Source organism: Paenibacillus sp. 01L418 (assembly GCF_056400045.1).
Genome location: NZ_JBFTSN010000177.1, coordinates 1 through 12,003 on the forward strand (window position 1 = coordinate 1; position 12,003 = coordinate 12,003).

General features: G+C 46.2%; 12 protein-coding genes. All 12 read left to right on the top strand.

Features of this window, described 5'->3' with window-relative positions:
• The first annotated feature begins 113 nt into the window (after positions 1-113).
• A complete protein-coding gene (gene galU, locus AC1DSE_RS19760) occupies positions 114-1,022 on the top strand; it encodes a UTP--glucose-1-phosphate uridylyltransferase GalU (RefSeq protein WP_076269101.1) in 909 nt (302 codons plus the stop codon).
• Positions 1,019-1,708: a sugar transferase gene (locus AC1DSE_RS19765; RefSeq protein WP_076269100.1), complete on the top strand. Its 690-nt coding sequence runs from the start codon at positions 1,019-1,021 to the stop codon at positions 1,706-1,708. Before galU ends, AC1DSE_RS19765 begins: the two co-directional genes overlap by 4 nt.
• Before the next feature lie 133 nt (positions 1,709-1,841).
• Positions 1,842-2,957 carry a glycosyltransferase family 4 protein gene (locus AC1DSE_RS19770; RefSeq protein WP_477510697.1) on the top strand — a complete coding sequence of 372 codons (1,116 nt, stop codon included), beginning with the start codon at positions 1,842-1,844 and terminating at the stop codon, positions 2,955-2,957.
• Positions 2,958-2,978: 21 nt separating this feature from the next.
• Positions 2,979-4,364 (top strand): hypothetical protein, encoded by a 1,386-nt coding sequence (locus AC1DSE_RS19775; protein WP_441884904.1) that lies wholly within the window; start codon positions 2,979-2,981, stop codon positions 4,362-4,364.
• Positions 4,361-5,530, top strand: coding sequence for a glycosyltransferase family 4 protein (locus tag AC1DSE_RS19780; protein WP_477510696.1), 1,170 nt, complete (start codon positions 4,361-4,363; stop codon positions 5,528-5,530). The genes AC1DSE_RS19775 and AC1DSE_RS19780 overlap by 4 nt, the downstream gene beginning before the upstream one ends.
• Before the next feature lies 1 nt (position 5,531).
• A complete protein-coding gene (locus AC1DSE_RS19785; protein ID WP_477510695.1) occupies positions 5,532-6,665 on the top strand; it encodes a glycosyltransferase in 1,134 nt (377 codons plus the stop codon).
• On the top strand, positions 6,662-7,234 hold the full coding sequence (locus AC1DSE_RS19790) for a DapH/DapD/GlmU-related protein (RefSeq protein WP_477510694.1): 573 nt from the start codon (positions 6,662-6,664) through the stop codon (positions 7,232-7,234). Before AC1DSE_RS19785 ends, AC1DSE_RS19790 begins: the two co-directional genes overlap by 4 nt.
• Before the next feature lie 15 nt (positions 7,235-7,249).
• Positions 7,250-8,281: a glycosyltransferase family 4 protein gene (locus AC1DSE_RS19795; RefSeq protein ID WP_477510693.1), complete on the top strand. Its 1,032-nt coding sequence runs from the start codon at positions 7,250-7,252 to the stop codon at positions 8,279-8,281.
• A 3-nt stretch (positions 8,282-8,284) separates the two neighbouring features.
• Positions 8,285-9,184 (top strand): glycosyltransferase, encoded by a 900-nt coding sequence (locus AC1DSE_RS19800; protein WP_441884894.1) that lies wholly within the window; start codon positions 8,285-8,287, stop codon positions 9,182-9,184.
• Positions 9,185-9,193: 9 nt separating this feature from the next.
• Positions 9,194-10,546, top strand: coding sequence for a lipopolysaccharide biosynthesis protein (locus tag AC1DSE_RS19805; RefSeq protein WP_339204772.1), 1,353 nt, complete (start codon positions 9,194-9,196; stop codon positions 10,544-10,546).
• Position 10,547: 1 nt separating this feature from the next.
• A complete protein-coding gene (locus tag AC1DSE_RS19810) occupies positions 10,548-11,501 on the top strand; it encodes a polysaccharide pyruvyl transferase family protein (protein ID WP_076269091.1) in 954 nt (317 codons plus the stop codon).
• A gap of 73 nt (positions 11,502-11,574) precedes the next feature.
• Positions 11,575-12,003 (top strand): sugar phosphate nucleotidyltransferase (locus tag AC1DSE_RS19815; RefSeq protein WP_477528072.1); only part of this gene is annotated, 429 nt, incomplete at its 3' end.

Genomic DNA, 12,003 nt, shown 5'->3' on the forward strand with positions numbered 1-12,003 from the left:
CGGTCATGCTGTGGGTCAGCCGACCTTAGACGTTAATCGTCAAGGGTGTGACGTGAGGAGGGGTTAGATGCCCCTTAACAATCAAAAAAAATAATAGGATAGGGTGAAATCAAATGAAAAAAGTGAGAAAAGCCATTATCCCCGCCGCAGGACTTGGAACACGGTTTTTACCGGCAACCAAAGCGATGCCAAAAGAAATGCTTCCGATCGTCGATAAACCGACCATTCAATACATTGTAGAGGAAGCCATTGAATCAGGCGTTGAGGATATCATCGTCGTAACGGGTAAAGGAAAGCGGGCGATTGAAGATCACTTCGATATCGCATTTGAGCTTGAGCATATATTAGAAGAAAAAGGCAAGCTGGATATATTGGAAAAGGTAAGAAAATCATCAAATGTGAATCTTCACTACATAAGGCAAAAAGAAGCGAAGGGGCTTGGGCATGCGGTATGGTGCGCTCGCAACTTCATTGGGGACGAGCCGTTTGCAGTGCTTCTTGGGGATGACATTGTAGAAGCAGAAGTCCCTTGCACTAGGCAGCTTATTGAGCAATATGAGAAAACCGGCCGCTCGGTTATTGGCGTACAGACGGTTGGCGTTGATCAGACGCATCGTTACGGTATCGTTGACCCAGGACAGCGGGTAGACAATCTTTATGAGGTCAATCGTTTTGTAGAGAAGCCGCCGCAAGGACAAGCGCCTTCTAATTTAGCCATCATGGGCCGTTATGTGCTCACTCCCGATATATTTGAATATTTAGGACGCCATGAGCGCGGAGCTGGAGGCGAAATTCAGCTTACCGATGCGATTCAAAAGCTTAACGTAGAAAAAGGCGTTTACGCCTTTGATTTCCAAGGCATTCGTTATGATGTCGGAGAGAAGCTAGGCTTCATTATGACGACGCTTGACTTTGCCTTAAGAAATAATGAAATTAAGTATCAGTTGATGACTGAGCTTGAGGAATTAATGGAACGGGAGCTTAGCAAGCAGTTATTAGCTGGAAGGAGTGATAGAAGATGACACCTCCACAATATCAGGATGAAGCGGTAATCGGCGTTTCTGATTACTATTCGAATAGGCGCAGCGCTCAGCAAACGGTAAGCATGTATTCGATTATCAAACGCACGATTGACATTGTTGGTTCGCTAGTCGGTTTAATCCTGTTAAGCCCGCTGTTTATCATCATCGCTATCCTTATTAAGTGGGAGGACCCTAAAGGTTCTGTCTTCTTCTATCAAACAAGGATCGGCAAGGATGAGAAGCCGTTTCGCATGTACAAATTTCGCTCGATGCTGACGGGTGCCGAGGACAAGCTGAAGGATCTGCTGGATAAGAACGAAATTAGCGGTGCAATGTTCAAGATGAAGGATGATCCGCGCATTACAAAGATCGGTAAAATCATTCGCAAAACGAGCATCGATGAGCTGCCTCAGCTGCTGAACGTGCTGAGGGGCGAAATGTCCTTGGTTGGTCCAAGGCCGCCTCTTTCAAGGGAGGTAGCGGAATATACGGAGTACGACAAGCAGCGCTTGTCCGTAACGCCAGGCTGCACGGGACTTTGGCAGGTAAGCGGCAGAAACAATCTATGCTTTAAGCAAATGGTTGAGCTTGACCTAACTTATATTCAGAAGCGATGCATTTGGTTCGATTTCAAAATTATGCTGAGAACGGTGAAAACGTTAGTCGGCTCTCAGGATGCTTTTTAGAGTGTGAAAGCTTTCGAAGTTGTTTTGCTTCGCAAAACTATGCTAATGCTTACGAAGTCAGTTTTGCTACGCAAAACTAAGCTAATGCTTACGAAGTCAGTTTTGCTACGCAAAACTTAAGGAGTTGATAAAAATGGCAAGAATCCTGCATATTTCGGAGTTTACGAAGGGCGGTATCGAGACGCACTTGAACGAGGTGCTGAGCTACCAAGCGAGCAGACATGATATTTTTCTTATGGCTTCTGAGCAGAATTCGAGCCCTGAGTCGCTTCAAATTAGCCAAGATCGATTGTGCTTGTACCCTTACAAGAGGAAGCCGGCTTATTTTGTGAAAGCCATGAAAGCTATTCATCGTAAGGTAAAGGACTTCAAGCCTGATATTGTACATGTACACGGAACGTTCGCAGGTGTTTTCCTGCGGACGTTGTTTTTTTTCAAGAGCAAGCGCCCGATCGTCATCTATAATGCGCATGGCTGGGCTTTTCTGATGGATATAAAGCCGTGGAAGCAGCGGATATTCGCCTTAGTTGAGAAGACGCTCGCACTTCGGACTGATTTCATTATCAATATTTCGAGGCATGAATATGAGAAGGCCATGCATTATGGACTGCCAGCAGCCAAGTCGGTAGTCGTTTATAACGGCGTTTCGGATACGTCGGAAGTAAGCACCCCGCCTTTCGAGACTGATCCTGACATGATTCATCTACTTTATGTAGGACGCTTCGATCGGCAGAAGGGGTTTGATCTACTGCTTGAGGTGTTCAACAAGCATCAGTTTACAAACGTTCGCCTATATTTGGTTGGCGATACGGTGCTGAAGGAAGTTGAATACAAGTTTCCTGAGAACACAATTAAGATCGGCTGGGTGGATAATTCTCAGATCGATCGTTATATGCAATCCTGTGATGCGGTCATTATTCCATCACGCTGGGAAGGCTTTGGCATCGTCGCCATTGAAGCGCTGCGGAATAAGAAACCGGTTATTGCGAGCAATCGAGGTGCGCTGCCGGAAATTATTAGCGATGGCGTTAACGGGTATGTATTCGACTTCGATAATAAGCAGGAGCTGGCAGACATCATTCATGAGCTGGACAAGCCGAAGCTGAGAGCGCTTGGCTTAGCGGGATGGGACATTTTCCAAGAGAAATTCCATTCGGATAAAATGAACGACCAAATCGAGCGGCTTTACGAGGAAGCCTTGCAGAAATCAAGCAAACCGTTATCCTCCGCCGTCAAAAAATACGTCTAGATTTACGGGGATGGAGAGAAGATGAGCCAAATCTTGCAAAGCAATCTAGTGATTAAAGCTAAATTAGCCAAAAAAGAAGAGAAGCAGCAAATCTTTTTGGCGATTTATTTATGCTTCTTGCTGGTGCTGACCGTCTACCAGGATTTCCCGTTAGTCAATATAATCGGCGAGATTGGCAGGTCACCCATTATTTTGCTGGTTCCGCTGTTTGTGTTATGCGAAATTGGGCTGCTGGCGAAGCATAAGCGGGTGATGCATGGCAGCATGCTGCAGAAGTATATATTCGGATTTATTTTATATTTGTGCTTTATCAGCATTGCCTATTTGCTAATTCAATTCATTCAAGGCAGCTACAGCTTCGGATCAGAGAGTCTGCTTGGCAAAGCGATAAAGGTACTTATTTATTTTGTGCTCATCCTGCTTTATATCAGGCATATGCAGCTCGTTTTTTCCAAAATTACAAGCTTTAAGACGCTGTATGGTTGCTTCCTTGCAATCGTTACGCTGCTGACGGTCATTATGATCTTGGAGCTTATGAGTATGCCGAACGCCTTCACGTATTTGCATGCAGGGAGCAGCCCTTATTGGAGGGTTCGGATGTTGACCTCGGAGAGCAGCACGACGGGCTCCATCGTGGTCGTATATGCATCCATTTTGGTATATCTGACAAAGTATTTGAACAGCTTCGGCAAGACGCTAACGATCGTTTATGCTTCAGGTTTTTTTCTGTTTTACTTATTTATTACAGGCTCCAAAGGGTTTATGATTATCAGCTTGTTCACGTTAGTCGTGACGATGATTAAGTTTTTGGATTTTCGAAAAAAGAAAAATTTTGTTTTGCTCATCTCAGTCGTTCTGGCCATGTATATGTTCATCACTAATTTTTCTGCGGGGCTGGTCAGCTCGTTCAGTAATGACATCGAAAACTACACATCTTCCTACACGCGTATGGGAACGATCATCATCGCGCTGATTACGGTGTTTCACAATCCGCTCGGGGTTGGCACAGGAGCATATCTCATGTATTTCGATAAGTATGTGAATGATTCGATCAGCATGATGTCCCATTTCTATTACAATACATTTGGCATCAGCCAAATTAATGCGGGGGAGCTGTTGCAATATTCGGGCTCGGACAAAAACTTAGGCGTCAAATCGGGCTTTTTCCAATGGATTATGTTTGGCGGGCTCTTCGCAGTTGTGTTCTTTTATCTGCTTGCCAAAAACCTGATCGTCAAAGTGAAATCCAGCTCTATATTATTTCTTGCTTTAGTTTTTATCTTATTTTCAATGCTTCTTGTTTCCTTGGAGATTAAATATGAGATATGGCTGCTATTTGCTTTTATTAGCCTTTATTTAGGCAAAAACGATATAGATCAACCAAAAAGGTCGGGGGTATCCAAATGAAGATGCTTGTGGTGTGCAGTGATTTTCCCTATCCCGCCGATCATGGCGGAAGGGTAGACACATGGGGGAGAATCAAGGTGCTCGCGGAGCTTGGCTGGAAGATCCACTTGCTCGTTTGCGGCAAGCAGATGCCATCTAAGGAAGATATGGACACAGTATATAATTACGTGGAAGAGATCACGTTATGTGATCGAAGAAGCAAGCTGGCTGATCTGCTGCATGTTATTCCGATGCAGGTGCAGTCGCGCAGCGAGTTAAGTAATGTAGAGCTGGCAGGAGATTACGATTATGTACTTCTTGAAGGCGACTATGTGTATCCGGTTTTGCAAAATCCAAAGATCAAGCATGATACGGTTATCCTGCGGGTGCATAACGATGAAGCGGTCTATTTCAAGGCGCTAGCCAATAGCACCAAAAACGTCGTTCACAAAATGTATTACCACATGGAGAGCCGCAAATTCACGATTTTGCAAAAAAAAATGCTGGAGAAGGTGGATAAATACTTGTTTATATCGAGCAAGGAATTTGAAAGCTTCCGCAAACAGCATCCTGCTGCAAAAAGCTTGTTCCTTCCGCCTCCGGTTACGAAGGTCAACTTCGAAGCTAGTGATTTTCGCAGTAAGCATGTCGTGTTCATTGGTTCCCTATTTATGCCGAACAACCGAGAAGCAATTCAGTGGTATCTGGAGCATATCCACCCGCTGATGCTGAAGGAGCCGGACTATAAGTTCATAATAGCAGGGAACAGCAGAAAACAGAGCCTCAGCTGGCTCGAGAGCTACAACCTAAAGAATGTCATTGTACATGATACGCCAAAGAGTTTGGATGAAATATACCGAAGCGGCTATTTATTCGTTAACCCGATGCAGAACGGAGCGGGCGTCAAGCTGAAGACGATTGAAGCGATTCAGAACGGCTTGCCGGTTATTTCCACCTCCATCGGCTACGAGGGAACAGGACTTGTAGATAACGAGCATATCATGGTCGCTGATCGGCCGGAGCAATTTTATGGGAAAATCAAGCAGTTATTCGATGATCCGCACAGGGCAAAATCATTGCTGGAGTCATCGCAAAGCTTCTTGCGCACCCATTACAATCACAAAGAAGTATTGAAAACCTATATGCAATCCTTGGACGTCAGTTATCCAGTAAAGCAGGTGCTCTAATATGAGTCGAAGTAAAACGAATGTGTTGTTTGTTACCCACGCGGATAAGAAGGGCGGCGCTGAGCAAAGCCTGATCCATCTCATCAATTATTTGGACACGTCAAAATATCGGATTTTCTTGTTAAGCCCTCGCGATGCGGCGTATCTAAATGAAATTAGATCGGATTATGTTCATTTTCCGCTGCAGCTGGGCAGCATTAAGAAAAAACTAGGCTTAGGTTATATCGAAACGGTGCTTAAGATTCAGTCCTTTGTTCGTAAAAATCGCATCGACATCGTTCATGCCAACGGCTGGCGCGCACCTTGGTACACAGCTCCGCTAAAGTTTATGACGAAGTCAAAGCTGATCTGGCATCATCGCGACTATACCCATTTGCGTATGTTCAACCAAGTGCTGCCTAAATTTTTTGATCAGGTAATATGCATTTCGCATTTTGTAGCCAATTCGATTCAGGGCAGCAACAAGACGATCATTTATAACGGTGTTGATCCAGAGCTTGCTTTGACGAGAAAGAGCAGAGCCTTTATGGAGGATGATACACTCGTCATCGGCACGTTCGGCCGGATTGTGGAATGGAAAAGATACCATCTCATGATCGAGGCAGTGAAGAAACTGAGCGACAGCAATCGGAACAATTGGAAGCTGCTCATCGTGGGCGATGCATCCGTTGACGGATCGGATGACTATTACAATGACATGATCCAAAAGGTGCTGACCTACGGCTTGGAGCATCATGTGGTCTTCTATGGCTACAGCAAAAAACCGCTAGATGTGATGAAGGAATGTGATTTAACGATAAACTTCTCCCTTAACGAACCGTTTGGCAGAGTCATTATTGAATCGATGCTCGTTGAAACGCCAGTTATCGTTGCAGATTCGGGCGGAGCGCCAGAAATTATCCATCATACGAGAGGCGGCTTCATCGTGAAGGACGGCGATGTGGAAGAGCTGTATCAGACGATGAGAAGCGTCTACGATGGGGAAGTTGATTATGAGGAACTATCAAGCCAAGGTTATGCAAGCGTAATGAGCGACTTTAATATGAGCTCCATTGCGAAGAAGGTGGAGTCGACATATCGTGAGCTGCTTGCGCCAAACTTAAAATCGGAAGCGGCAGGCGGGATGGTCAGATGAGCACCGTATATAATCGATTAAGCTTCGGCAAGCTCATGGCTGTATTAAAAGGGGCTGCCATACTGCCAATCAAGGCGAGTTCAGTTGGCAGGCTTGGCCGTATTTCCGGAAAGCTGGCCTTGCGAAACAAAGGGCGGTTCATCGTTGGGAAAAATGTTTCCTTCCATGCGAAGCCGCTGCCTTCTTCGGTTACCGTAGAGAAGCAGGCGGAGCTTTGGGTAGGGGATAATGTGTTTTTTAATTATGGCCTCGACATTGGCTGCACGAAGTCGATCCGAATTGGCAGCAACACGATTATCGGTCCGATGGTGAACATTATCGATACGAACTTCCACCCCGTAGATATGGAAGACCGAGCTGGCAGCAAGGACATCGTCATTTCGGACAATGTGTGGATTGGACGCGGAGCTGTTATTTTGCCTGGCGTAACGATTGGCAGCGGTTCAGTCATAGCTGCAGGCAGCATCGTAACGCGGGATATTCCGGATAATGTGCTGGCAGGCGGTGCACCCGCAAAGATTATTCGCGAGCTCCAGATTACGAAGGAATGGGTTCGCAGATATAACTAAAGGGAGCGTACGGCGATGAAAGTATGGATGTGGCCAAAATCAAGCGAATTGAACTTTTACAATGATTTATTGACCGATTCACTCAGCAGTGCAGGCATGGAAGTGAAGGATTTGCAGCATGGCAAGCTAGCGCTTCAGGTCGGGCAAGCGAAAGCTGGCGACATCGTCCATATTCACTGGATGCATCATGCCTATCAGAATGATAATCTGCTGTTGTTCATGGTGAAATCGATCATATTTATAATGACGATGATTTATTTGAAGTTGCGAAAAGTGCAGCTGGTTTGGACGATTCATAACCTGTATCCGCATCAGGTTAAGTTTAAGCGGCTGGAGCGTTACATGCGAACGATCATTTGCAAATTTTGCAGCAAGCTGCTGATTGCTTCGGAGTCGATCAAACGTAAGGTTATGATGGAATTCGGAGTGCCGGCTAACAAGCTTTTTGTTGTAAAGCATGGTCATTATCTTGGCGTGTATAAGCCTGCAGGCTTCAACTTCAGAGCGTCTTATGGCATCAGCGAAGAAGCTGATGTTTATTTGTTTTTAGGGGCAATCAAAGCGTATAAGGGTGTCGAGGATTTAATTGAAGCGTTTAATGCGTTCAAAACTCGAAATACCTATCTGATCATTGCGGGCAAAGCGGACAAGCAAATGGAATCCTATTTGAAGCGGGTAGAGGATAAGGAAAACATTATTTTGGACCTGCGCTTCATTCCAAATGAAGCAGTGGCTGACTTGATTAGCGCCGTTGATGTGATGGTGATGCCGTACAAGGAAATTACGACCTCCGGCTCTGCGATACTTGGCCTCTCGTTCAGGAAGCTGATCGTCATGCCTGACAATGATTTTATCGATGAGTATTTTATGGAGGATATGGTCGTGAGCTACAACCCAAGCGATTATAACGGTCTCGAAAATGCAATGAAAGCCGCGTTAAATGTGAAGAGAGAGCATAAGACGCCTAAGTACGAAGAAGTGCTTAAGGAGCTCGACTGGAGCGCGATCGCACAGAGGATAAAAAATGTTTACCAAGGATGGGGATAAAGGATGAAGGTAACGGTGGCCATCTGCACCCATAACCGGGCGAAGGATACGGGAGAGGCAATAGAGAGCGTAATCGCTCAAAGCTTTGAGCGGGAACAAATCGAGATTGTTGTAATCGACAACAGATCAACAGACAATACGGCTGAAGTGGTAGGCAAGCTTGCATATCGGTATGGTCCAAGCATTCGGTATATTTTTGAGAACAAGCTTGGTTTGTCGGTAGCCCGCAATCGAGCGATTAAGGAAGCAAACGGTGAATTCATTTTATTTTTGGATGATGATGCGTTGGCTTCGCGGGACTGGGTGCAGCATATTGTGAACGTATTCGAAAGCGATCCGGCGATTGGCTGTGTAGGCGGCAAAATTGATCCGATCTGGGAAGCGGCTGAGCCGGACTGGATTCCAGAGGAGCATCGCTCGGTATTCACGATTCTTGATTATGCAAACGTTGTGAAGGAAATGCCTGCACCGTCCATTCCATATGGCGCAAACGTTGCGTTTCGGGCAAGCGTCTTTCATAAATATAAGCCGTTCCGAGAGGATCTTGGGCGGGTAGGCACAAACCTGCTTTCAAGTGAGGAAAGTGAGCTTATCGCACGAATTCGTGAAAGCTACAAAGTATTTTATACGCCATATGGATCCGTTCAACACAAAATTGCCAAGGAGAGAACGACAAAAAAATGGTTTTTGAAGCGGATCTTCTGGCAAGGCGTGAGCGATGCGGTTAAGCGGCAGGATCGAAGCCTCTTTGCTATCGTAAAACATGTGATCCGAATGATTCAGGCAATCGGAACATCCTTGCTGTCGATTTTTCATTTTAAGAAATTCATCAGTCAAGTCGTGAAAATATGTTATCGCAACGGGTCATTAGTCGGCATTCTGCGCTATAACGGTAGGGGTTGACGGAAAGCTATGGCACAGCTTGCTATTTCAAAAGCGTGGAGAGGCAACGGCCTCGTTCAAACGATTATGCGCACGAGTGCAACGAACCTGCTAGTCATGGTTATCAGCACGCTGACGTCCATCGTGACGGCGCGTATGTTCGGTGTTGTTGGCAAGGGCGAATTTTCAGCCATTTTGTTTTGGCCAACGCTTCTCGCGGGTCTTGTTGGCTTCGGCCTGCCGACCTCTCTTATTTATAATATGAAGCAAAACAAAGGCAGCGGCAGCGATTTTGTTAGAGCGGGTTTTCTATTTCAAATTCCGGTCAGCATCATCATTGGCGTGGTCGCGTGGGTATGGCTGCCGGTATGGCTTGGCAACTATCCTGCTGACATCATTCAAATTACGAGATGGTATACGGTACTCATGTTGCCGATTCTGCTCGCTATCAATTTAATATCTGCGCTGGCGCAAAGTACTGGCAAGTTTAACATTTATAACGGTGTGCGCTTATTGGTTCCGCTGTGCAATCTGGTTGGGCTCTTGGGGTTATGGGCGATTGGTGATTTAAGCCTGCATAATGCTTCGCTTGTATTTCTCGTAACCAGCGTGCTTGTCGTTTCATGGTCACTCTATAGTTTAAGAGAAACGCTTCAGATGAACTGGTTGAAGGGACTCGGCAATCGGCTGGCAGCGAAAGCGTTATTTGGCTATGGCAGCAAAGTGTTCGGAGTGGAGCTTCTCGGCACGCTTTACACACAGTTTGACAAGCTTGTCATTCTATCGATGCTGACAGCTAGAGAACTGGGGTTGTATACGGTCGTTTATGCGCTGTCCCGCGTATTCAATGTCGTACAGATGGCGATTACGAACGTTGTGTTCCCGAAGGTTACCGGCATGGAGAAGTCAGCCATCATCGCAACGGTAGGCAGGGCTTTTCGGTTATCGATGCTGCTGATGACGATTGTCGTCATCCCGAGCATGTTCATCGGGCGTTATCTGATGGGCATCCTGTTCGGAGCGCCGTTCCTTGAAGCAAGCGGGGCCTTCTATCTGCTGTCGTTCGAATGCATTCTCGGCGGGGGCTCATGGATCTTGGCATCCTCGTTTAATGCGATGGGCCGTCCAGGGCTGGTGCTTGTCCGCCAGCTTATTGCCTTAGCGGCAACCATCGGATTGTTTTTTCTGTTTACACCCTTGTATGGGCTAAATGGAATTGCACTTGCTTTATTAATCGGTGCAGTCATTCGTTTAGTAGTGACGTTGGCCTCGATGAGAATTATTTTCCAAGTAAAGCTATCAGGGATGTTGTTTGATAAAAATGATTTCCGTTTTTTAATTGAGCGTTTGAAAGACAAAAAACAACGTAAAGGAGCGCGTTGATATGCAAGTTGAAGCACAGGTACATCCGATGGAGGGGCTCAAAAAGATGCTTCTCCGAATTACGAAGGTGATACCACCGGGTTCAAGCATTTATTATATCGATTATCCCGTTTACAACAATGGCGGCGATTTGCTCATTATGAAGGGTGCAGAGGCGTTTTTTAAAGACAATCATATCCGMGTGGCTGCGCGTTATAGCGTTCTTGATTTTCCAGACAAGCTGACCATTCCGAATGATCAAATTATCGTGCTTCAAGGCGGAGGCAACTTTGGTGATTTGTACCCGGTTCATCAGAAGCTGCGGGAGAAAATCGTAAAGGATTATCCTAATCACCGAATTGTACTGCTGCCGCAGACGATTTTCTTCGAGAAGGAAGCGGAGTATGATCGCACGGCGCGTATTTTTAACGCGCATAAGGATGTTCATCTTTTTGTACGGGATACGCTGTCCTATGGGATAGCAGCTCAAAAATTTGATAAATGCTGCGTATACTTATCGCCGGATATGGCACATCAGCTGTGGCCGATTTTGCCCAAAAGCAGCCCCGGCAAGGAGCTGCTCTGCTTCTTCCGTACCGACATCGAGAAGACAAGCGAGCAGGCGAGCTTTGAACTGGCAGGGAGAGGCGATTATTTGGACTGGGCTTCCCTATACAATCGCGTCGAGAAAAAATCAATTAAGATGATCGGGCAAATGATGACAAAAAGCGGTGTCCCTCTGCCGATGCAGGCGATATGGGGCAAGTACTCCGACTATCTCGTAGACAAAGCGGTCAAGCGCTTCAGCGGCTATCGCATCGTGCAAACCTCTAGGCTGCACGGGCATATATTATCCTGCTTGATGGACAAGCCTAATACGCTGCTCGATAACTCATATGGCAAAAACTCGAATTACTACAATACATGGACCAGCGGGATCAAGTCAGCGCAGCTGGTGGTGAAGAACGAAGCATAATGATCTTGGCATATCGAAGAGAGTAAGTGCGAATCGAATCACCGTATCATAAAAACGATTAGGAGGAATCAACATGAAGATTGTTCTTCTATCCGGAGGCTCGGGCAAGCGGCTGTGGCCGTTGTCGAACGAATCGAGATCCAAGCAGTTTTTGAAGGTGCTAAAAGACGAGAGCGGCGAGCGTGAATCGATGGTTCAGCGCGTATGGGGACAAATCACGAAGGCGGGTTTACGCGAGCATGCTTACATCGCAACAAGCAAGCCGCAGGTAGATATGATTCACAGCCAGCTCGGAAGCGAGATTGAAGTGATCGTCGAGCCGGAAAGAAGGGATACCTTCCCTGCTATCGCGCTCGCAGCAACCTATTTATATTCGGTGCAAGGCGTAAGCTTGAATGAAACAATCGTTGTCATGCCAGTTGATCCCTACGTGGAGCAATCGTTTTTCCATAAGACGAAGGAGCTTGAGCTGGTTTTGAATAAATCGGGAGCAGATTTAGCG

Bases quoted from the DNA above. Each gene is read 5' to 3' on its own strand.
- AC1DSE_RS19775 (WP_441884904.1), top strand. From the start codon at position 2,979: ATGAGCCAAATCTTGCAAAGCAATCTAGTGATTAAAGCTAAATTAGCC.
- AC1DSE_RS19770 (WP_477510697.1), top strand. From the start codon at position 1,842: ATGGCAAGAATCCTGCATATTTCGGAGTTTACGAAGGGCGGTATCGAG.
- AC1DSE_RS19780 (WP_477510696.1), top strand. From the start codon at position 4,361: ATGAAGATGCTTGTGGTGTGCAGTGATTTTCCCTATCCCGCCGATCAT.
- AC1DSE_RS19800 (WP_441884894.1), top strand. From the start codon at position 8,285: ATGAAGGTAACGGTGGCCATCTGCACCCATAACCGGGCGAAGGATACG.
- AC1DSE_RS19785 (WP_477510695.1), top strand. From the start codon at position 5,532: ATGAGTCGAAGTAAAACGAATGTGTTGTTTGTTACCCACGCGGATAAG.
- AC1DSE_RS19765 (WP_076269100.1), top strand. From the start codon at position 1,019: ATGACACCTCCACAATATCAGGATGAAGCGGTAATCGGCGTTTCTGAT.
- galU (WP_076269101.1), top strand. From the start codon at position 114: ATGAAAAAAGTGAGAAAAGCCATTATCCCCGCCGCAGGACTTGGAACA.
- AC1DSE_RS19790 (WP_477510694.1), top strand. From the start codon at position 6,662: ATGAGCACCGTATATAATCGATTAAGCTTCGGCAAGCTCATGGCTGTA.
- AC1DSE_RS19805 (WP_339204772.1), top strand. From the start codon at position 9,194: ATGGCACAGCTTGCTATTTCAAAAGCGTGGAGAGGCAACGGCCTCGTT.
- AC1DSE_RS19795 (WP_477510693.1), top strand. From the start codon at position 7,250: ATGAAAGTATGGATGTGGCCAAAATCAAGCGAATTGAACTTTTACAAT.